This window comes from Amycolatopsis sp. (assembly GCF_035546795.1).
Lineage (GTDB): Bacteria > Actinomycetota > Actinomycetes > Mycobacteriales > Pseudonocardiaceae > Amycolatopsis_E.
This window is the reverse complement of sequence record NZ_DASZWC010000040.1, coordinates 23814-44702: the sequence shown is the minus strand read 5'-3', so window position 1 is coordinate 44702 and position 20889 is coordinate 23814. Positions and strand designations below refer to the sequence as shown.

Annotated in this window: 21 protein-coding genes; 6 read left to right on the top strand and 15 right to left on the bottom strand. The window is 70.7% G+C overall.

Annotated features, from left to right (window positions below):
* Positions 1–871: 871 nt before the first annotated feature.
* Together VHD82_RS23295 and VHD82_RS23290 are read right to left on the bottom strand one after the other, a co-directional pair.
* On the bottom strand, positions 872–1741 hold the full coding sequence (locus VHD82_RS23295; RefSeq protein ID WP_325707685.1) for an LLM class flavin-dependent oxidoreductase: 870 nt from the start codon (positions 1739–1741) through the stop codon (positions 872–874).
* Positions 1742–1760: 19 nt separating this feature from the next.
* The gene (locus tag VHD82_RS23290; RefSeq protein WP_325707682.1) at positions 1761–2780 is read right to left on the bottom strand and encodes an aldo/keto reductase; all 1020 of its coding nucleotides are present in this window, start codon (positions 2778–2780) and stop codon (positions 1761–1763) included.
* A gap of 106 nt (positions 2781–2886) precedes the next feature.
* Between VHD82_RS23290 and VHD82_RS23285 the strand changes: the two genes are divergently transcribed.
* On the top strand, positions 2887–3492 hold the full coding sequence (locus tag VHD82_RS23285) for a TetR/AcrR family transcriptional regulator (RefSeq protein ID WP_325707679.1): 606 nt from the start codon (positions 2887–2889) through the stop codon (positions 3490–3492).
* Here the strand turns inward: VHD82_RS23285 and VHD82_RS23280 are convergent.
* From VHD82_RS23280 to VHD82_RS23270, 3 genes are all read right to left on the bottom strand, one after another.
* Positions 3489–5627, bottom strand: coding sequence for a (Fe-S)-binding protein (locus VHD82_RS23280; protein ID WP_325707677.1), 2139 nt, complete (start codon positions 5625–5627; stop codon positions 3489–3491). The two genes, VHD82_RS23285 and VHD82_RS23280, sit on opposite strands and share 4 nt — an antisense overlap.
* Before the next feature lie 45 nt (positions 5628–5672).
* Positions 5673–6122, bottom strand: coding sequence for a hypothetical protein (locus VHD82_RS23275; RefSeq protein WP_325707674.1), 450 nt, complete (start codon positions 6120–6122; stop codon positions 5673–5675).
* A gap of 101 nt (positions 6123–6223) precedes the next feature.
* On the bottom strand, positions 6224–7102 hold the full coding sequence (locus VHD82_RS23270) for a sigma-70 family RNA polymerase sigma factor (protein WP_325707672.1): 879 nt from the start codon (positions 7100–7102) through the stop codon (positions 6224–6226).
* 65 nt (positions 7103–7167) lie between these two features.
* Between VHD82_RS23270 and VHD82_RS23265 the strand changes: the two genes are divergently transcribed.
* On the top strand, positions 7168–7878 hold the full coding sequence (locus tag VHD82_RS23265) for an FMN-dependent NADH-azoreductase (RefSeq protein WP_325707669.1): 711 nt from the start codon (positions 7168–7170) through the stop codon (positions 7876–7878).
* On the opposite strand, the gene VHD82_RS23260 is transcribed toward VHD82_RS23265, so the two are convergent.
* The 6 genes from VHD82_RS23260 to VHD82_RS23235 all read right to left on the bottom strand — a co-directional run bounded on the left by VHD82_RS23260 (position 7824) and on the right by VHD82_RS23235 (position 13470).
* Positions 7824–8261 (bottom strand): VOC family protein, encoded by a 438-nt coding sequence (locus VHD82_RS23260; RefSeq protein ID WP_325707666.1) that lies wholly within the window; start codon positions 8259–8261, stop codon positions 7824–7826. The genes VHD82_RS23265 and VHD82_RS23260 overlap by 55 nt on opposite strands.
* Positions 8262–8293: 32 nt before the next feature.
* Positions 8294–8680 (bottom strand): YchJ family protein, encoded by a 387-nt coding sequence (locus VHD82_RS23255; RefSeq protein WP_325707663.1) that lies wholly within the window; start codon positions 8678–8680, stop codon positions 8294–8296.
* A gap of 102 nt (positions 8681–8782) precedes the next feature.
* Positions 8783–9691, bottom strand: coding sequence for a DMT family transporter (locus VHD82_RS23250; RefSeq protein WP_325707660.1), 909 nt, complete (start codon positions 9689–9691; stop codon positions 8783–8785).
* Between the two features lie 56 nt (positions 9692–9747).
* A complete protein-coding gene (locus VHD82_RS23245) occupies positions 9748–11916 on the bottom strand; it encodes a xanthine dehydrogenase family protein molybdopterin-binding subunit (protein WP_325707657.1) in 2169 nt (722 codons plus the stop codon).
* 85 nt (positions 11917–12001) lie between these two features.
* Positions 12002–12985 carry a xanthine dehydrogenase family protein subunit M gene (locus VHD82_RS23240; RefSeq protein WP_325707654.1) on the bottom strand — a complete coding sequence of 328 codons (984 nt, stop codon included), beginning with the start codon at positions 12983–12985 and terminating at the stop codon, positions 12002–12004.
* Entirely contained in the window at positions 12982–13470 is a 489-nt protein-coding gene (locus tag VHD82_RS23235; RefSeq protein WP_325707651.1) for a 2Fe-2S iron-sulfur cluster-binding protein, read from the bottom strand. The genes VHD82_RS23240 and VHD82_RS23235 overlap by 4 nt, the downstream gene beginning before the upstream one ends.
* Positions 13471–13549: 79 nt before the next feature.
* Between VHD82_RS23235 and VHD82_RS23230 the strand changes: the two genes are divergently transcribed.
* Positions 13550–14203, top strand: a complete 654-nt coding sequence (locus VHD82_RS23230; protein ID WP_325707648.1) for a TetR/AcrR family transcriptional regulator — start codon at positions 13550–13552, stop codon at positions 14201–14203.
* A gap of 11 nt (positions 14204–14214) precedes the next feature.
* On the opposite strand, the gene VHD82_RS23225 is transcribed toward VHD82_RS23230, so the two are convergent.
* Complete coding sequence (locus tag VHD82_RS23225) at positions 14215–14796, bottom strand: hypothetical protein (protein WP_325707645.1); 582 nt, start codon at positions 14794–14796, stop codon at positions 14215–14217.
* A 78-nt stretch (positions 14797–14874) separates the two neighbouring features.
* Between VHD82_RS23225 and VHD82_RS23220 the strand changes: the two genes are divergently transcribed.
* Entirely contained in the window at positions 14875–15279 is a 405-nt protein-coding gene (locus VHD82_RS23220) for a hypothetical protein (protein ID WP_325707968.1), read from the top strand.
* A gap of 23 nt (positions 15280–15302) precedes the next feature.
* Positions 15303–15395, top strand: a complete 93-nt coding sequence (locus tag VHD82_RS23215; RefSeq protein ID WP_325707642.1) for a hypothetical protein — start codon at positions 15303–15305, stop codon at positions 15393–15395.
* 16 nt (positions 15396–15411) lie between these two features.
* Here the strand turns inward: VHD82_RS23215 and VHD82_RS23210 are convergent, their stop codons facing one another.
* The 3 genes from VHD82_RS23210 to VHD82_RS23200 are packed head-to-tail and all read right to left on the bottom strand — an operon-like array spanning position 15412 to position 20721.
* Positions 15412–16995 (bottom strand): sigma factor-like helix-turn-helix DNA-binding protein, encoded by a 1584-nt coding sequence (locus VHD82_RS23210; RefSeq protein ID WP_325707639.1) that lies wholly within the window; start codon positions 16993–16995, stop codon positions 15412–15414.
* Positions 16992–18422 (bottom strand): hypothetical protein, encoded by a 1431-nt coding sequence (locus VHD82_RS23205; protein ID WP_325707964.1) that lies wholly within the window; start codon positions 18420–18422, stop codon positions 16992–16994. Before VHD82_RS23205 ends, VHD82_RS23210 begins: the two co-directional genes overlap by 4 nt.
* A complete protein-coding gene (locus tag VHD82_RS23200; protein WP_325707636.1) occupies positions 18313–20721 on the bottom strand; it encodes a hypothetical protein in 2409 nt (802 codons plus the stop codon). The genes VHD82_RS23205 and VHD82_RS23200 overlap by 110 nt, the downstream gene beginning before the upstream one ends.
* 13 nt (positions 20722–20734) lie before the next feature.
* On the opposite strand from VHD82_RS23200, the gene VHD82_RS23195 reads away from it, so the two are divergent.
* On the top strand, positions 20735–20884 hold the full coding sequence (locus VHD82_RS23195) for a hypothetical protein (RefSeq protein WP_325707632.1): 150 nt from the start codon (positions 20735–20737) through the stop codon (positions 20882–20884).
* The last annotated feature ends 5 nt before the right edge of the window (positions 20885–20889 follow it).

Below are 20889 nucleotides of genomic sequence, written 5' to 3'. Positions count from 1 at the left end.
CCGCACCAGGCGATCGCGGAGAAGGCAACCAGCGGCTGGACAGCATTCGTAACGTCCTGCGCCACCCGGGTGTGGCGACGCGGCCGGATCCTGCGCTGGTGACCGGAATCGACAAGCCCTTCGTCCACTGTGGACAGGTGCTCAAGCGATCGGCGAGCATGTGCCGGGCTCCAGGGCGTGGCCCGGCCACCCGCGGCGGCGCCGCCAGTGGCCGGGCGACGTCACTCGGCGGGAGCGTCGGCCTCGGAGCGTGCCGGCGGTAGATCGGCGTGCGCGTTTTCGGGCGCGTCACGCAGGCCGCCCCTTCTGATGAGCAGGCTGCCTACCAGGCCGAGACCCGCACCGAGAGCGAGGTACCAAGGCAGCACATCCCCGTGGCCCGAGGCGGAAAGTGCCGTTGCGATGAGTTCGACTTCCGGCGAAGGAGCAACGCCACGGCGCTTCAGGCCTTCGCCGAACTCGGCCCGTTGCGGGACCCGGAAACGGGCTCACCACCTATCTCAGGTGGGGTAAGGCAGCCGCGACCGCGCCCGAGGCGATGCGTCGGGCGCACGGCGAACGCCGCAGCAGTGCAAGGCGCCTTGACCACGCTGCTCGCGCAATCCCTCGATACCGACCCCGAGGCCGATGTCCAGCCAGGTGTACTCGCGGCGATGCTGGAGTCCGCCAACTCGGCCGTGGTCGATCACTGGCTCCGCAGGGGCGGCGTGGACGACCTGGACGCGCTGTACGAGACGGTGTGCCGGACGCACGGCCTGGTGCGGGAGCCGGGCTCGAACCCTCGGGCCCGTTCTCGCCGTGCTGGGCCGGTGGCCCGGGGGCGGCGGATCGTAACGGCCGACACCTGCCGCCCACGGGCGAGCGCTGAGTGCTACGCGGCCGCCTTGCCGATCAGCTCGTCGGCGGCCCACTGCGCCACCCCGGCGGGGAACGGCGAAGGCAGGCCGAGGACGACGTGCGGGAAGCCGGCGCCGAGGGCCTCCTTGATCGCTTCCCTCGTGCTGCCGGGTTCGTCGTAGGACACCGGCAGGTGGATGGAGCGGGTGATCCCGGCGGGATCGCGGCCGATTTCGGTGCAGTAGCGGTCCAGCAGCGCGCCGCGGCTGATCACGTCGGCGATGTCGCCGCCGGGGATGTTCCACACGTCGGCGTGCTCGGCGACCACGCGCAGCGTCGCGGCGGCGCGGCCGCCGATGACGATCGGCGGATGCGGGCGCTGCAGGGGCTTCGGATTGCCGAACGCACCTGTCAGCCGGTGGTAGGTGCCGTCGAAGTCGAACGGCTTGTCCTCGGTCCACAGCCGCCGGATCACCGTGCAGGCTTCGGCGAAACTGCCCACGGCGTGCGCGGTGTCGTGGAACGGCAGCCCATGCGCCTCGTACTCGCGGCGGGCGATCGGGGCGCTGGGCCGGGAGCCCACGCCGATGCCGAAGTCGAGCCGCCCGCCGGACACGATGTCGACCGTCGTGGCGATCTTGGCCAGCATCGCGGGTGGGCGGAACCGGTTGCTGGTCACGAGCAGGCCGAGGCGGACCCGTCCGGTTTGCGCGGCGAGGGCCGAAAGCAGTGTCCAGCCTTCGAAAATGGGCCCGTCGGGGTCGCCGCCGATCGGCATGAGGTGATCGAACAGCCACGCGTGCTCGATCTCCGCGATGGCGTCCGCTTCGCGCCACACTCGCTGGACGTCCTGGTATCCGACCTGCATCGGCGCGGTCGCGATGCCGAAGCTGGGTTTTGGCATGGCGGGCTTCCCTTCCCGGTCAGCGGCGGCGCAGCGACGGGTCCAGCAGCGCGGGCGGGGTGTCGAGCTTTTCGTGCGCGGCGAGGTCGACTCCGGGGGCGACGATCGTGTCGATCGCGTCGAGCACGTCAGCGGACAACACGGTGTCGGCCGCGGCGAGTTGCGACTGCAGATGCTCGAGCGTGCGTGGCCCGACGAGCGCGCTGGTGACGCCGGGGTGCGCGGTCACGAACCCGAGCGCGAGCTGGATCAAGGTCAGGCCGGCTTCGTCGGCCACCTTGGCCAGTTGCTCGACGGCGTCGAGCCGGGCCCGGTTGGCGGGGACGGTGAGGTCGAAGCGCTGTGGCAGCAGCGTCGCGCGGTGGGTGGTGATCTCCTGCCCCTCGCGCACCGCGCCGGAAAGCCAGCCCGAAGCCAGCGGGCTCCACACCAGCACACCAAGCCCGTACTGCTCGGTCACCGGCAATACGTCCCTCTCGATTCCGCGCTGCAGGATCGAATAGCTCGGCTGCTCGGTGACGTAGCGGCTCAGGTGATGTTCGCGGGCCGCCCATTGCGCTTCCACGATGCGGTAAGCCGGGAAGGTCGAGGAGCCGAAGTGCCGGATCTTCCCGGCGCGCTGCAGATCGGTCAGCGCCGACAACGTTTCCTCGTCGCTGGTGCGCGGGTCCCACCGGTGGACCTGGTAGAGATCGACGTGATCGACATCGAGGCGGCGCAGGCTGTTGTCCAGCTCGGTGACCAGCCAGCGGCGTGACGCGCCCTGGTGGTTGCGCTCCTCGCCCATGGGCAGGCCCGCCTTCGTGGCGAGCACGATGTCGTCGCGGCGGCCGGCGATGGCCTTGCCGACCAGCTGCTCCGACTCGCCGGCGCTGTAGAAGTCGGCGGTGTCGATGAGGTTGATCCCGCCTTCGAGCGCGGCGTCGATGATGGCGGTGACGTCGTCCTGAGTGGTGCGCCCGTTCCTGCCGAAGTTCATCGCGCCCAGGGCGAGTGAACTTACCTGGATCCCGGTACGGCCCAATGTGCGGTACTGCATGACCGTGGTGCCTCCATTGCCGTGTGGTTTGGCCGCAGGCCCCCGCTCTGGCATCATGGATGCAAGCGGAACCTTGCTCCGCAAACGATACGGAACAATGCTCCGCTTGGCAAGCGGGGAAGGGAGCGGCGTGGTCAAGGAGTGCGGGAGCCCTGCGGCCCGGCCCCGGCGGGCGGACGCACGGCGCAATCAGGAGACCCTGCTCGACGCGGCCGCCGCCGTGTTCGTGACCTCCGGCGTGGATGCGCCGGTGCGCGACATCGCGGCCAAGGCCGGGGTCGGCATGGGCACGATCTACCGGCATTTCCCGACCAGGGCGGAACTCATCATCGCCGTCTACCGGCACCAGGTGCAGGCGTGCGCCGAAGCCGGGCCCGCGCTGCTGGCGAGCAGCGCGACGCCGTACGCCGCGCTGAGGGAATGGGTCAACCTTTTCGTGGATTTCCTGGTGACCAAGCACGGCCTCGCCGGAGTGCTGCGTTCCGACGAAGCAGGCTTCGGCACACTGCACTCCTACTTCCTCGACCGTCTCCTGCCGGTCTGCGCCCAGTTGCTCGGCGCCGCGGCCGGCGCCGGTGAGATCCGGGGCGATGTCAAAGCACTGGAGCTGCTGCACGCCGTCGGAAACCTCTGCATCGGCGCGGAAAAGGATCCCGATTACGACGCGCGCCGGCTGGTCGGGTTTCTGATCGCGGGGCTGGGGAAGAGCTAGGGCGCCGACGGCTCCGGTGCCGGTGCGCCTTCCCGGGTGACCGACTCCAGCAGCACCTGGGCGACGTCTCGCACCGTCACGTCCTCACCGACGTTCTCGCTCTGCCGCTGCACCAGGCCGTCGGTGATCATCACCTTGCAGAACGGGCAGCCGGTCACGATGGTGCCCGCCTCGGTGCCCAGCGCCTCGTCCACCCGCTCCAGGTTGATCCGCTTGCCGATCTTCTCCTCCATCCACATCCGCGCCCCGCCCGCGCCGCAGCACAGCGACCGGTCGGCGTGCCGCGGCATCTCGGTCAGCGTGGCGCCGGTGGCTTCGACCAGTTCGCGCGGCGGGGTGTAGACCTTGTTGTGGCGCCCGAGGTAGCACGGGTCGTGGTAGGTGAGCGGTTTCCCTTCCACCGGGCCGACCCCGTTGACGGTGGTGCCCGGCACCGGGGCCACCGGCACGAGTTTGCGCTCGCGCACCAGCCGGTTCAGCAGCTGCGTGTGATGCACGACCTCGTAGTGGCCCTCCAGTTGCGGGTACTCGCGGCCCAGGGTGTTGAGGCAGTGCGGGCAGGTGGTGACGATCTTGCGGGCGGCGGGCTCGCGGCCTTCGAACACCGCGTTGAGCGTTTCCTTCGTTTCCTGGGCGAGCATCTGGAACAGGAACTCGTTGCCGGAGCGCCGTGCCGGGTCCCCGGTACACGTCTCGCCGTCGCCGAGTACCGCGAAGCTCACCCCGGCCAGATGCAGCAATTCGGCCGTGGCGCGCACGGTCTTGCGCGCGTTGTCGTCGAACGCGCCCGCGCAGCCCACCCAGAACAGGTACTCGACCGCGTCGTCGAGCGTGCCGTCGCACACGGGCACCTCGAACCCGAGGTCGCCGGCCCAGTCGAGGCGTTCGGAGTTGTTCTGCCCCCAGGGGTTTCCCTTGTTCTCCAGGTTCTTGAACAGGGTGCCCAGCTCGGTCGGGAAAGCGCTTTCGATGAGCACCTGGTGGCGGCGCATGTCGACGATGTGGTCCACGTGCTCGATGTCCACCGGGCATTGTTCGACGCAGGCTCCGCAGGTGGTGCACGACCACAGCACGTCTGGCTCGATCACCCCGCCTTCACCCACCAACGGCGTTTCCGGCCGTTCCGCGGAGTCCTTGCCGCCGATCAGATAGGGCGCGGTGTCGAACAGGTGGTCCCGCAGGTCCATGATGACCATCTTGGGGGACAAGGGTTTCCCGGTGTTCCACGCCGGGCACTGCGACTGGCAGCGGCCGCATTCGGTGCAGGTGGAGAAGTCCAGGATGCCTTTCCACGTGAAGTCCTCGATGCTGCCGCGGCCGAAGATCGCGTCCTCGTCGGCGTCCTCGAAGTCGATCGGCTCGCCGCCGGACTCCATCGGCAGCAGCGGGCCCAGCGCGTCCGGCATCCGTTTCGTGGTCACGTTCAGCGGCGCCAGGAAGATGTGCAGGTGCTTGGAGTGCAGCACGATGACCAGGAACACGAGCATCACGCCGATGTGCAGCAGCAGCCCGACGTCCTCCAGCACCACCGCCGGGCCGTGCCCGGCGAGGCCGATCAGTTTACCCAGGCCCAGCGACACGTAGGCGCCGGAGTCGTAGGGGAACGTGCCCGCCGCGGCCGAGGAACCGCGGAACAGGAACATCGTCCAGACCACGTTGAAGATCATCAGCAGGATCAGCCACGCGCCGCCGAGGTGCGAACCGTAGAACCGGGACGCGCGCGCCTTGCGCTCGGGTGCGTTGCGCAGCCGGATGATCGCGAACGTGATCAGCGAGACCAGCACCGCGACGGCGATGAAGTCCTGCAGGAAACCGAGCACCGCCCAGTGCCCGATCCACGGGATGCTGAAGGTCTCGTCGAACAGGCTCCCGTAGGCCTCCAGATACACCGAGGCGAGGATGACGAAACCCCAGAACGTGAAGAAGTGCGCGAGCCCGGGGATGGACCATTTGAGCAGTTTGCGCTGACCGAACACCTCCACCAGCTGTGCCGTGGCGCGTTCCCGCAGGTTGTCGGTGCGCCCGTGCAGCGGCTGGCCGGACCGCATCAGGCGGTACAGCCACCAGGCCCGCCTGCCCGCGAAAGCCAGTCCCGCCACCGTGATCAGCACGCCAAGGATCATTCGAACAAGCACGTGTCCTCCGCAAACTCGGGTTGGTCGCTCCGGGGCGGGCCGTGCTCAGGTGACCCCGAGGTAGCCCGGCCGCGTGGCGGATCCGGCCCGGTCCGCCGCCGCGCCGTGCCGGTGGCAGGCCGTGTAGTAGCGGCAGGCGTACGCGGCGCAGCGCATTTTGCGCACGCGCCAGTGTTTCCGGAACAGGGTGCCGCCCGAATGCACCCCCAGGCGCAGGTAATGCCTTGTCCCGTAACGCTTTTCCCGCTGCCAGGACTCGTACTCGCCGGTGGCCCAGCCCAGCCAGGCGCGCCGCAGCATGACCGAGGACTCGTGCCCGCAGCGCATCACCCGGGAGCAGAAGCGGTGCAGGACCTTCAGATCGGGCAGCCCGTCGGGGCCGGGCGGCGCGAGGGAGACGTGCTCGATGACCACCTGCCCGGGATGATGTCTTGCCCCGTTGAACCGAACCGGCAGCCCGCAGTAGAAACACCCGAAACCGTCGAGCCGCACCATCGGCAAGCCTCCTCGATCTCCGACGAGGCCAGTGTGACCGCAACCACGTCGGGCGTGTCAAGAAATGCGCCGATAATGTGTGCTCGATACCGCCGGATGGCCTAGTGCGGTGTTTCGTTCGTGACAACCGGAAAATCGTCGAGCAGGGCGATGCTGAGCGCGTGCAGCCGGTCCGGGCCGGTGATCACCTCGTAGCCGGTGATGCGGTCGCCGGACACCGTCACGGAAAGCGCTATCAGCAGTTTTCCGAACGGCGCGACCACCGCGCCGACGGCACCGTCCACAAGCGCCGTGGCGGCGAAGGCGGACCGGCGGCCGAAGCCGGCCGTCTCCCGCGCCACGATGTCGGCGCCGTGGGCGACCGTTGCCCGGCCGGGCGGGAGGGCCGAGGCGTCGGCACGGCGTACGACGTCCGGCGCGAGCACGGCCAGCAGCCCGTCGAGATCACCGGTGCGCGAGGCGGCGAGGAACGCCTCCACCACCGCCCGGTGCCGGGCGCGTTCGGCGGCCGGAGCCGTCGGGCTGCCCTGGATGCGCCGCCGCGCGCGGCTCGCGAGCTTCTTCGTCGCGACCACGGTCCGGTCGAGGACGGGGGCGATCTGGTCGAACGGCACCGCGAACAGGTCGTGCAGCACGAACGCGATCCGCTCGGCGGGGGAGAGTGTGCCGAGCACGACCAGCAGGGCGCGGCCGACCGAGTCGACGAGCACGGCCTCCTGTTCCGGATCGGCGTCCCAGGCCCCCTCCGGCAGTTCGCCGACCGGATCCTCCGGGCGTGCGTCGCGGGCGCGGAGCAGGTCGAGGCAGATCCGCGAAACCACGGTGGTGAGCCGGCCCGCCAGGTTCCCGACCTCGGTGAGATCGGTGCGGTGGAAGCGGATCCACGCCTCCTGCACCGCGTCCTCGGCCTCGGTGGCCGACCCCAGCATCCGGTAGGCCACCGCCCGCAACCGGCCCCGGTGTGCTTCGAACTCGTCCATGGTCACCTTTCGCGCGCGCCCGCCGTCACTTCTTCGACGTGTCCGAACCGGCGAAGGTGACCTCGATGACGAACCTGCTGCATGTGGACTCGAGCCCCGGCCCTGGCGGGATCTCGGTCAGCCGGCGGCTTTCCGCGCGCTACGCCGCCGCCTGGCGCGAGTGCCACGGCGACGCCGGCTACCGCTACCGCGACCTGGCCGCCGACCCGATACCGCTCGTGACCTCGGCATATGTGACGCTGGGCACCCGCGTCGAACGTAGCGGCATCGTGCCGAGGGACAAGATCGGTGAACTGACCGAGAGCGCGGCCGAGGAGCGGGAGTGGGCGCTGACCGGGCCGCTGGTGGAGGAGGTGCTCGCCGCCGACGTCCTGCTGATCGGCACTCCGATGTACAACTTCACCGTGCCCGCCACGCTCAAGGCGTGGATCGACCGGATCACCTTCCCCGGCGTGTTCACCGACCCCGGCACCGGCGAGAGCCTGCTGGCCGCGACGCGGGTGGTGATCGTCGCCGCGCGCGGCGGCGGTTACGGGCCGCACAGCCCGCGTGCGGGGTTCGATTTCCAGGAACCCTATCTGCGCAGGTACTTCGAGAACCTCGGCGTCGCGGAGTTCACGTTCATCCACGCCGACCTGACGAGGGCCGCGGACATCCCGCGGCTGCACGGGCTGCGGGACCTCGCGGCGGCCTCGCTCGCGGCGGCGACGGAACAAGTGGTTCAGACCGCCGGGGAGACGAACACACAGAACGGGTGCCCGGCCGGATCGGCGTAGACACGCAGCGGCTCCACGGGATCGTCCGACCGGTCCTGCAGGAGCCGCGCGCCCAGCGCCATCGCGCGCTCGTGCTGCCGGTCCAGGTCCGCTACCGACCCCACCGCCAGGTCCAGGTGCAGCTGCTGGGGCACCGGGCCCTCGGGCCAGGTCGCCTCCGGCAGCCCCGGCACCGGCTGGAACGCCAGCTGCCCGCCGCCTCCGGGATTGCGCAGCACCAGCCACTCGCCGGCCTGGGTGTCCGGCTCGCCCCCGGCAGGCGGTTCGTCGCCATGGCGGTAGTGGAAACCCAGTAACCGCCGGTAGAACTCGGCCAGCGCGCGGGCGTCCGGGCAGTCCAGAACGGTCTGGCGCAGAACGGGGAATTCGTTGTCTCCGGCCATCGGGCCAGTCTGCCGCCGGGCGCGGTGGGCCGCTAGTTCAGCTGGTCGACGTAGAACCAGCGGCCGTCTTCGCGGACGAAGGTGCTGTGCTCGTACTGCGTATGCTCTTCGCCGCCCGCGCGGTAGTGCGCGCGGAACTCCACGGTGCCTTCGACGTGGAAAGCACTGCCGCCCGAGGTGGACAGGATTTCCAGCCGGGTCCACTCTTCGGCGGCTTGGCCGCTGAGGTCGATCGTCTTCGGCCGCGTGCGGGGATGCCAGGTCTCCCGGAGGTATCCGGCGTCGCCCACCGCGAAAGCGCTGTAGCGGGAACGCATCAGCTCCTCCGGGGTGGCGGCCACCGCCTCGTGCCGGTGCAGCCGTCCGCAGCAGCTTTCGTAGGGTCGCCCGAGTCCGCACGGGCACGAGTTCCTGGCCATGCGGCGAGTGTTGCAGGTCGCTGATCCGACCGGAAGTAGGCGGATACGCAGCCGCGGGCGATCTGCTCTCAGTGACCTGTTTCCGCCGTGGCTGTGGTCGGATCAGCGACGAACGGCGGAGTAGCGCCGCCGCGACAGGGCGACCCCGGCCAGGCAGATCACCCCGCCGACGAGCGCCAGCACCGGCGGCACTTCTCCCAGGAACGCCGCGCCCAGCACGATCGTGATCGGCGGGACCGCGTACGTGCTCACGCCGAGCCGCCCGGCGTTGATCCGCGCCAGCGCGTAGGCCCAGGTGCTGAAGGCGAGCGCGGTCGGCACCACCCCGAGGTAGACCAGCCACACGGTGGCCACCGGCGGGGCGGCCGACACGTCGTGGACGAGCGTGGGCGCGAACGGCAGGCAGGCCACGGCCGCGACGGTGCAGGCCAGCCACGTGACCTGCAGCGCGGGCAGCCTGCGCAGCACCGGTTTCTGCGCCAGCACACCGATCGCGTAGGTGACCGCCGCGACGAGGCACAGCAGCACGCCGGCCAGATCCGCCGAACCGTCGCTGGTCGCCGTCCCCACCAGCACCGCCCCGCCGAACGCGACCAGCGCCCCGATCACCAGCCAGCGCGGGAACCCTTCGTGCAGCAGCACTCCGGCCAGCAGCGCGATCAGGATCGGGCCGATGTTGACCAGTATCGCGGTGGTGCCCGCGTCGACCCGGTGCTCGGCGGCGTTGAGCGCCACGTTGTAGATCCCGAACCAGGCCAGTCCGCACAGCGCGATCAGCGCCCATTCGCGCGCGGTCGGCCGCACCCAGCGGCGGCTCGACAGCAGCGAAACGCCGAGCGCGAGGGAGCCGGTCAGCAGCCGTCCCAGCGCGAGCGCGCCGGGCTCGTAGGAGGCGCCGACGTAGCGGATGGCCACGAACGCGGACGCCCAGGCGAGCACCGTCACCGCGACCGCGGCCAGTGCGCTGAACCGGTACCGGCTGGCCGGCGGTGCGGGCGAAGTCGTCGTCACGATCGAGACGCTACCGGGGCGGCGGCCCCTTTCTCACGCGGTTTTCGGACGCCGGCCTACAGCAGTTTGTCGAGGGTGATGGGCAGGTCGCGGATGCGCTTGCCGGTCGCGTGGTGCACCGCGGCGGCGATCGCCGCCGCGACGCCGGTGATCCCGACCTCGCCGACCCCGAGCAGGCCCAGCGGCATCGTCGGATCCGGTTCGTCCAGCCAGGACACGTCGATCGGCGGCACGTCGGCGTGCACCGGCACGTGGTACTCGCCGAGCCCGGGGTTCATGATGCGCCCGGTGCGCGGGTCCACCAGGGTGTGCTCGCTCAGCGCCATCCCGATGCCCATCACGATCCCGCCGCGCAGCTGGCTCGCCGTGGTCTTGGCGTTGATCACCCGGCCGACGTCGAACATCCCGAGCCAGCGCGAGAGGCGCACCTCGGCGGTGTCGGGATCGACCCGCACCTCGCAGAAATGCGCTCCGGCGGCGGCTTTCACCCAGCGACGGCGGTCCCGCAGCATCTTGCCGAGGAACCGCACCTGCCCGGCGGCGCGGCCAAGGCCGGTGTCGGCACCGACGGCACTCTCCACAAAGGACTTTCCCGATCGCCGCACCAGTTCGGGCAGATCGTCGCCCTCGCCCGCGCGGAGAGCCCGCCGCAGTTTGGCGCAGGCGGCCAGCACACTGCCGGCGACACTCGCCGTCTGCATGGAGCCGCCGGCGCCGGGCGCGGTCGGCAGCGTGGAGTCGCCGTACTCCACGTGAACCGCGTCGAAGGGCACACCCAGCGCGTCCGCGGTGATCTGCGCCTGGGCGGTGGCGCCGCCCATGCCCATTTCCTGGAAGCCGCAGCGCAGCAGCACGTTCCCGTCGGCGGACAGCCGCACGGTGACGTTCGCGGCGAACTGCCACGACGGGTGATAGGCCGAGGCGACCCCCATCCCGACCAGCCACCGCCCGTCCCGCATCGACCCGGGTTCCGGGCTGCGCGCTGCCCAGCCGAACCGCTGCGCACCCAGCTCGTACGCCTCGCGCAGCATCCGGTGCGAGAACTGCTTGCCGTCCAACGGGTTCACCGCCGGTTCGTTGCGCAGCCGGAACTCGATCGGATCGGCCCCGAGCCGGTCGGCGAGCTCGTTGATCGCCGACTCCAGCGCGAAGGTCCCGATCGACTCGCCGGGTGCGCGCATGGCCGTGTTCGGCACCAGGTCCAGCTCGGCGATGTGCTGCCGCAGCAGGATGTTGTCGGCCGCGTAGAGGTGCTGGGACTGCGAGGTGATCTGCTCCGGGTTGCCCCCGGTGCGGCCGGTCCGCGCGACGCTGGTGTGGATCAGCGCGGTGAGCCTCCCGTCCGCCCCGGCGCCCAGCGCCACCCGCTGCGTGGAGGGCGTGCGCCCGCCCACCGTGCGGTAGACGCCCTCGCGGGTCAGCATCAGCCGGACCGGCCTGCCGGTGGCCCGCGCCGCCAGCGCGGCGAGGATCGTGCCGGCCCAGATCGAGCCCTTGCCGCCGAACCCGCCGCCCACATAGGGCGCGAGCATCCGCACGTTCGCCACCGGGATACCGAACCGCCGCGCCAGGTGGCGCTGGAACCAGTCGAGGGACTGGGTGGCGTCGTGCACGGTGAGCCGGTCGCCGTCCCACACCGCGGTGGTCGCGTGCGGCTCGATCGCGTTGTGGTGGTACGGGGGAGTGGTGAAGCGCAGGTCGACCGAGACCGCCGCCGCGGCGAGCGCGGCCTCTGCGTCGCCTTTCTTGGCGAAGCCTTGCGAGATCGGGCTGTTCGGTTGTGGCCTGGCGTTGTCCTCTTCGGCGGCGAAGTCCACAATGGCGGGAAGGACTTCGTAGCTCACCCGCACCAGGGACGCCGCTTCCCTTGCCGCGTCGAGGGTTTCGGCGACAACGACGGCAACGGGCTGCCCGTCCCAGTGCACCTCGTCGGCCTGCAGGTAGTTCACCGAGCTGCCGGAGACGAGCGTCGCCAGGTTCAGCGGGCTGACCTTCTGCGGCGGCTTCAACGGTGGCGCGTTGTGATGGGTCAGCACGGCCACCACGCCGGGCACCGCCGCGGCGGCCGTGGTCTCGATGCCGGTGATCCGGCCGCGGCTGACGGTGGCGTGCACCAGTGCGGCGTGCGTCAGGCCCGGGTACGGGTATTCGGCCGAGAATTTCGCGGCACCGGTGGTCTTCGGTCCGCCGTCGACACGGTCGAGCGGTTTGCCGAGCATGGTCATGCGGCCCTACCTTTCAGGACGCGGCAAGCCGCGGCAGTGTCGTTGGCCGGCATGGCGCTTGCTGATTCGGACCTGCACGCAGTCCTCATGCGGACTCCTCGGCGAGCCGGCTCAGCGTCGCGACGATCGTGCGCCGCGCGAGTCCGACCTTGAACGCGTTCTCCGGCGTCGTGGCCGCGGCCGCCAGTTCGGCGTCGGCGGCCCGGGCGAACGACTCGGCGGTGGCCGGAGCGCCGAGCAGTACCCGCTCGGCTTCCCTTGCCCGCCAAGGCTTCGTTGCCACGCCACCGAGCGCGAGCCGGACTTCGCCGATGCGGTCGCCGTCCACCCGGAGGGCGGCGGCGACCGAGACGAGCGCGAAGGCGTAGGAAGCTCGGTCACGCACCTTCCGGTAGCGGGAGGCGGCCGCCAGCGGTGGCAGTTCGACGGCGGTGATCAACTCGTCCGGGGCGAGCGCGGTCTCCACCTGCGGGGTGCCGCCGGGGAGCCGGTGGAACTCCTCGACCGGGATGCGCCGCACGCCCCGCGTGCTCTCCACCTCGATCGTCGCGTCGAGCGCCGCGAGCGCGACGCACAGGTCGGAGGGATGCGCGGCGAGACAGTGCTCGCTGACGCCGAGGATCGCGTGGTTGCGCGTGAAGCCCCCGACGGCCGCGCAGCCGGCGCCGGGTTCGCGCTTGTTGCAGGCGGCGGCGCGGTCGTAGAAGTAGAGACATCGCGTGCGCTGCACCAGGTTTCCGCCGATGGTGGCCATGTTCCGCAGCTGCGCCGACGCGCCGTTGAGGATGGCCTGCGCCAGCACCGGGTACCGCGTGCGCAGCAGCGGGTGCGCGGCGACCTGGCTGTTGCGGGCCAGCGCGCCGATCCGGAGGGTGTGATCCGGCAGTTCCTCGACGCCGGTCAGCGGCAGCCGGGTGATGTCGACGACGGTCGTGGGCCGTTCGATGTCCTGGCGCATCAGGTCGACGAGATTCGTGCCGCCGCCGAGGAATTTCGCCCCCGGGGAGCCGGCGACGGCGGCGAGCGCCGCGGGCACGTCCGGCGCGCTGACGTAGGAGAACGATCTCATCCGGCCACTTCCTTGATCGCGTCGACGATGCCGTTGTAGGCGCCGCAGCGGCACAGATTGCCGCTCATCCGCTCGCGGATCTCCTCGTCGGTCAGCTCCGCCGGGGTTTCGGTGACGGGTTCGGTGACCGCGCTCGGCGCTCCGTCCTTGTGCTCGGCGAGCATTCCGAGCGCCGAGCAGATCTGCCCGGAGGTGCAGTAGCCGCACTGGAAGCCGTCGGTGCGCACGAACGCGGCCTGCAGCGGGTCTGCCACCCCTTCGATGGTGGTGATCTCGCGCCCCTCGTACTGCACGGCCAGTGCCAGGCAGGCGTTGATCCGTTCGCCGTCCGCCAGCACGGTGCACGCCCCGCAGGCGCCCTGGTCGCAACCCTTTTTGGTGCCGGTCAGCCCGAGGTGCTCGCGCAACGCGTCGAGCAGGCTCACCCGTGGCTCCAGGTCGAGCCGGTGCGTGGTCCCGTTGACCCGCAATGTCGTGTCCGCCATGAAGCCGAAGTTAGCAGTACGGTGTTCAGTTAACAAGAGAACAGCGTTCGCTTAACGATGATCGTATGATGGCTGAGATATGTCTCAGGGAGCGTTTCTCCGGGCCAGGCGCCCGGAGCACAAGCAGCAGCGGCGCGAGGCGATCCTGGCCGCCGCGCGGGAACTCGCGCTCCGCGACGGGGTGCGCACGGTGAGCCTCGGCAGTGTCGCGGCGGAAGTGGGGCTCGCGAAATCCAACCTGGCCCGGTACTTCGCCACCCGCGAGGAGATCTACCTGGAACTGGCGGGGCAGGAATCGGCGGACTGGCAGTCCGCGGTGCTGCGACGGCTGGCGGCCGTCACCGACCGGGCGAGCTTGGTCGAGGCGCTGACCGAAACCCTCGCGGCGCGGCCGTTGTTCTGCGATCTGCTCAGCCACAGCGGGACCACGCTGGAGCACAATGTCTCACCGGCCGCCGCGCGCTCCTTCAAACTGGGCATGCTGCGCATGACCGGGACCGTGGGCGCGGAAATCGCCCGGGTGTACCCGAAACTCACCGCGGCGGAGGCGGCGGAGGTGGCGGGCGCCGCGGCCGGTTTCGCGGGTCTGCTGTACCCGGCCGCGAACCCGCCCGAGGTGCTGCGGCGGCTCTACGCCACCGATCCCGAGGTGGCCGCGGCTTGCCTGCCGTTCGAGCCGACGATGAAACGGATGCTGGCCGCGATCATCGAGGGGCTGCCCGCGCTCCGCTGAATCCCGGGCGGTCAAGGCGAACTGGTGGCCTTTTCGGTGCCGGTCATCATGGCTTTCGCCAGCGGGGCACGGGGTTTGGGCGCGGCGGGTTTGCCGCGCCCGGTGATGTCGTCCACCGCGTCGCCGATTTCGGTGAGCCGGCCCAGCAGCGACTTGCGCACCTCGCGCAGCCGCTCGACCTCCGCTTCGGCGTCGGCGATCATCTTGCGGGCCTCCTCGGCGGACACCTTCGCCGCGGCCTCACGGTGCCGGCGGGCCTGGTCGGCCTGCTCCTCGACCTCCGCGCGGGACTCGGCGGCCTCCTTCGCGGCCTGTGCCCGGATCTCCTTGGCCTCGGCTTCGGCCTGCGCGATGATCCGCTCGACCCGCGCCCCGATCCCGCCCGAGCCGACGACTTCGAGCGGTACCGACGGGTCGGCGTTCAGCGCGGCCAGCCTCTCTTCGGCCTGGCGCAATGCCTCGGCCTGGCGTGCGGCCCGCGTGCGCTGCTTGCGCACGAACTCGTCGACCTCCTGCCGCCCGTAGCCGCGCAGCTGCCGCCCGAACCGCGGTTCGCGCTCGTCGTCCTCGTCCGAAAACAAGCTCTCTGCCATTCCCCGAGTTTCGGCGGCGCTCCCGGCCACTGCAATCCGGATCGGCGGCATTTCGCGCGCAACTGCCCATAAGACTGAATTTCAGGTTTTCGGATTGCGTTCCGGCGAACGGCGGCGGGTACGGCCGAGGCGCAGCCGGCCGGGGACGGTGGAGCGGCGCCTGGCGCCGACACCACCTCCACCCCGGCGGACAGCGCTTTCCCGCAGGACGGCGCGCTCGCCGCCACCGATGGCGAGGCGGCGAGCGCGCTGGCCGCCGCGGGCGGGTTCAGCGAATCCACGGTGAGCTACCTCGGCGTGCACGACGGCTGGACCGAGATGTCGGCGAGCAAGGGACGTTTGCTCCACCATTACGCCACCGCCGGGCCGGGCAACGTCGTGCAGGTGGCGCGGCTGCGGCTCGATGGACGGAACCGCACGGCGGAGACGGTGGCACTCCGTATCGGACTCCGCCCGCCCACGTCCACGGCGCCGCCGGCCTGACGGACGGCACGCCACTGTCACGGATGTACCGCCACGCCAGGGAAGCGCGGCTCTACGACGGGCCGGACGAGGTGCACGTCCAGCCGGTGGCCCGGCGGTTGCCGCGGGAGTCCTGAAAAGTTCCGGTGCCGGTCAAGGATTTGTGGCCGCGGCGAGTTCTGTTCGGAGCGCGGCCAGCGCGGCGTTGATGTGCCGGCGGGAGGTGGCCGGTGCGGTGCCCAGGGTGGCGGCGATCTCGTGCACCGAGAGACTTTCCATGTACCGCAGGACGAAGGCGGCCCGCTGACGCGGCGGCAGGGTGCCGAGCCGGTCGATCACCCGCTCGTAGAAGACCTGATCGAGCCGCGCCGGGGTGGTCCCGGCGGCGACGAGGCTACGCAACTGCTCCAGCTGCGCGCGTTTGAGCACCATTTCCTTCAGCTCGTCCGGCGGCCGGGTGGCTCCGGCGTCGATCGCCGCGCGGTGCAGCCGCTCCGCGTAGTGGTACCGGAGTTCACCGGCGGCGCGGTTGGCCGCGCGGAGCAGATCGTCCGGGGTGCGGGCGTGGGAGATCAAGGCTTCCCACGTCCTGGCCGGGGCGTTTCCGTCGTGCGCGCCGTGCTGGGTGAGGTAGTCGTGCAGCTCGTACGCGTCCGCCGGCCCCGGGCCGGGCCGCGTCCGGCGGGGGAGGAAGGCGGTCACGCCGTGCACGGTGTCGTTCAGCGCGCGGGCGAGGCCCATCGTGAACCAGCCGGCGGGCAGGTCGATGTGGTCGTCCTCGCTCAGGTAAGCGGGGGCGGCGTCACGGAGTAGCTTGTGCGGCAAGGGATTGTGGTGGCCCAGCTGCCGCGCGTGCAGCGCCGCGGCGATCACGGCCGTCGCGTACCGGTCGGTGGCGGTGTGCGGGTGTTCGTAGCGGTCGACGAGCAGCGGGCCACCGGCCAGTGTCTGGATGACCTGCCGGGTGCTCACGGAGCCCTCGGCCGCGGACAGCAGCCGCGGATCCGCCGTACCGCCGTCGAGCCCGCCGATTTCGGCGGCCGTGAACCGGCCGGGCACCCGGATCCGCCGGACCTGGTGGAGCAGGAGCTGACGTGCGTGATGGTGGGGGTCGCGTCCGCCGCGCGGTTCGGCGGTCAGCTCGTCCCAGTGTTCGGGCCACAGCGTGCCGAGCACGATCACCGGCCCCGCGATGCTGCCGTTGAGCAGCGCTCGCAGCCCTGCGGCCGCGGACTCGCCGTGCAGACCGGACAAATGCTCTTGCGTCTCGTTGAGCCACAACACGGTCCGGGGCGCCACCAGCCCCGCGTCGAAGGCCTGGTCGAGGCTCCGGGCGTCCTGCGGATAGTTCAGTGGCCACCGGCGCACCGCCGCATACCGGCGGACGGCCTCGTAAAGCGTGCGTGTCTTGCCCGTCGACGAACTCCCGACGACAACGATCGCGACACTGCGTGGCGGGTCCGGCAGCGCGCCGTCGAGCTCGTCGTCGTGGCCGCGACGGAAGTAGCGCGGCAGTTCGGGCAGGTCTTCGCCCGGGGACCGGACCGCCAGTGAGTGGTGCACCCCCAGATCGAACGGGTTCCAGTCGGCGATCGTCCGTGGCGCGCCACCGAGGCCGGCCGGAGGGTTCGCCAGGTGGAAGTGGACGTGCTCGATCCGCCCGGCCTGGACCACGGTCTGTGCCTGGCCCGAAAACTCGTTGGCCACGGCGGTGCGGTTGTCCGGCTCCGTCGTCACGAATACGTCCAGTGCCCCAGCCAGGACTCCCGCCAGGCCACGGTCAGCTCACTGACACCGTCCACAGCGGACTGTTCGACCTCCGACTTCCACGCCTCCTCCAGCGAGACGCACAGCTTCGATGCCGCGGGCTCGGCGCCTCCGGTGGAAAACCAGCGGAGCACGGTGCGCGGCACGGCGAGCTTCGCCTTGCCGCGCACCACGGACTGTTCGGTCGCCCTGCAGATCAGGTACTCCACGGTCGCCACGTCGCCCAGTGAACGCGGCTCCTGCTCGCCGGACAGCCGCGGCACGACCTTCGCCATCGCGCGGTAGAGACAGTCCAGCGGCGCGTCGAGGCTGCGGTCCTGCCGGGCGATCTCCCAGGAGATCCACACCGCCAGCGAATCCGGCATGAGATGCGGCCGGTAGGCGAACGCGGGCCCGGCGAAGCTCTGGTAGTCGATCGCCGGATCCGGTGCCGATGGGCCGCTTTCGACGGGGTCGGGCTTGAGGCCCAGCCGGTTGAACAGTTCGCGCAGCAGCTTCCGCGGCCGGGCCGGCGTCGACTGCTCGCCGAGCAGCTTGCCCAGGATCCGGTTCAGCCGCTCGGCGGCGACGCCCTGCACGGACAGCTGCAGGTGGACGAACGCCAGGTCCGCCAGTGTGCTGCCCGAGCAGCCGACGACACCGACCTGCGGGTAGCGCTGCAGGAACGAGACGATCGCGTGCGTCGACCCGATCCGCGCGGGCCCGGCGAAGGTGACCGGCAGGCAGGTGCTGATCCGCTGCCGCGAGCGGATGTCGCCGTTGTAGAGCGGGGAGAACTGGCCGTCGGCGTGGCACACCTCGAACCAGTTGCCGGGGCGGTGCGCCGGTCGCGTGTCGGCGATCCAGAAGCTGAACCCGTGCTTTTCGCACAGCTCGTGGATCCGGTCGCTCAGCTCGAACCGTTTGGCCACCGAGGTGTCGCGCAGCGCGATGGAGAACCGGACCGCCAGCGAGGCACACGGCGCCGCGATCTCCTTGCGGGTGCGCAGATCGTGGTTGCGTGTCTTCACGATGATGGGCAGCTGCGCGGGGCACTGGAGCGTGAGCAGCGGCGCCCCGCCGAGATTGGCCGCCTCCGCGATTTCCTTGGTCAGATCACGGATCGCGAGCCCGTGCCAGTCACCGACCTCGCGCGCGCCGGGGTCGATGCCGATCAGCCCTTCGAACGTCTGGGCGGATTCGTAGATGAACGTGGGATTCGGCCACGCGGCCTGGCGGAAGATCCAGCCGTCGTCGGTGGGCTGCGGCGGTTCGGCGCGCTGCGGCCCGTCGTCGGCCTCGACGGTTTCAGCCCCGTCCACCGGTTTGCGGGTGCGCGTCCCGATCACGACGCCGGCGCCGTTGGTCGCGGAACAGACCGCTTCCAGGAAGGTCGAGCCGGCGGCGAGCTCGCGCAGGTAGCCCTGGCGGGCCCGGACGTGGTGCACCTCGAAGTCCACTTTGGTCACCGGCCGCCGGGCTATCTCGAAGCCGGCTCTCGCCAGGTCGGCCACGTTGCGGATCGATGCGCGCGGGTCCCCTGGCAGAAGCGCCATCCCTACCCCCAGATGAGTCGAACCGGACGTTGGCGTCCCGTGGGCGCCGCTGTTTGCGCTCGCCGGCCCCGACCCAGCGCGGCACGCCGATCCGGGACAGCGGCACGGCGGATTCGTGCCAGGAGCGCTGGCCGAGCAGCAGCAGCGCGGTCAGCACCGGCAGCCCGACCGCGACTGTCAGCGAAATCTGCACGATCCGGCCAGTGCTCTGTGTCGCAATGGTAGCGGCGAATGCGGCCGCGGCGGCAATACTGAGCTGGCCGAGCGCCCTGGGCAGGGTGCCGAGATACCCGACCACGGTCCGCCGCGGCGGCAGCGAAAGCCGCGTGTAGAGGAACCCTGGCACCAGCAGGAGCATGGTGATCACGGACTGTCCGTCGCCGATGTGGGAAAGCGCTTCCGTGGCTTCCCGCCCGTAGGGCCACGGGCTGTGCGCGAGCAGCCAGCCGAGCACGAACGACACCATCGCGACCGCCAGCGCGTAGATCATGACGTTGAGCGGTCCCGATTTCGTGGAATCCTTCAGCACCAGCCCGGCCCGCACGTGCACCTGCTCACCGCGCACGTCGCCGCTGCCCGAGCGGCGCCAGTAGGCGCGGGCCTCGTTGTCGGTGACGGTGCTGACCAGCACCAGATCCCGGCCGAAATCCCGGTCGAGGAGCTCGGCGGCGGCGGCGCGCAGGTTCTCGACCGTGAACTGCGGATGCCGCAACAGGGAATTGTCGAGCTCGTTGGTCTCCGTCCGCACCGCGTCGCCCGTGGTCGCCGCCGCCGCCAGATCATGACAGGCGGGCAGGCTTTCCGGTGGCAGTCCCACCCCGGACTGGCCGGCCTCCCATTTCCGGCGGCGCAGCAGATCGGCCAGCTTGCGCAGCACGGTTTGTGCCTGCAGTTCCAGGATCTTGTGCGTGGCGCCGCCGGATTCCTCGAGCGTGGCGGCGTCCTTGCGTTCGGCGAGCGAGCGCAGGTCCGCGGCGAGCCCGTCGACCAGATGCCGGTCGGAGTCGGTGGACAGGTACATCCGGCCGATCTCGGCCTCCGGCGAGGTGCTGGCCACCAGGTGGTAGGACTTGAGCGTGGCCGGGACCGTCGTCTCGTAGCCGACGAAGTACCCGCGGCGGCTGGCCAGCAGCCGCTGCCACTGGTCGGTCCACCACGGTGCTTTCGCGTCGACGTGCAACGGGGTCTCGTAGCTGAGCCGGTGTTCGTCGACCGAATCGTCGAGGGAGACCACGAGCAGGTAGTCGCGGACCGCGACGTCGAGCAGTTGCGCGTATTCGACGAGGAGATCGGCGTAGTCGTCGAGAATGCGCAGTGCCATTTCCCGGCACTGCCTGCCGTAGCCGGGGACGGTGCCCGCGGCGGGCGGCAGGACGAACTCCTCGTCCGGATGGTTCCGCTCAGTGAGCAGCGTGAGCAGAGCCTGCTGGACCAGCCAGCGCGGTTCGTGCACCTGGAAGAGGAAGGTGTTGAGGTCCTGTTTCGCCGACTGGGCGTGCTCGTCGCTGGAGAGGATTCCGCGCAGCAGCAGGTAAAGCCCGGACGCGATGAGCCGGGACGCTTCGTGCTGGGTGAGGCGGGGCAGCTTCCGCCCGGCGCTGTCGTAGACGTCGACCGGTGACACGTCACGGCGCGGCAGCCGGGCCAGCGGCACCCAGAGCGACTGCCGGTGCGGGCCGGGGGCGCTGGTGCGGACGCCGTGCTCGTGACCGAGCAGGTCCTGCAGCCCGGCGGCCGCCTGGCGCTGGCCTTCGTCGAGCAGCTTGAGCCCGACGTCCACCTCGGTGATGCGGCGCGCGCTGCCGTGCTCCACCACGGTGAGCCGCTCGGTCAGCCGGCGCACGTGGTTGAGCCGCAACGAGGTGTCGAGCAGCGCGAGCCCGATGGCCGCGCCCTGGTGGGAAAGCCGAGGTGGTGCCCCGGGAATCGGTGTCGTCTCGATCGCGTGCCGCAGGCTGGCCATCCCGTCCACAACGGTGAGAGGCGGCGAGGCCACCGTGCGAGACGGCCGGCGGGGAAATCGGTGGCGGATTTCGGCTGTCCGGCGCAGTGTGTTCCGCCGGATGGCGGACATCTCGTCGGTGGCCGACCGGGCCGGCGGCAGGTCTACGACCTGCCGACCCGGGACGGCTATCCGGTGGTGGACAAGGAGAAGTTCCATAACTCCTTCGCCGGTGACATCACCCCGGAGCGTGCGGCTCGTCCCCAGCTGGTATCCGGTTACCACCGAGGACCCGGTCGTGGCCGGGGGCGGCCACGCGATCTCCGAGTCACAGCCGCCGGTCGTGGCCGAGCTCATCAGGCAGGCCGCCTCGGCGGCCTGAACCCG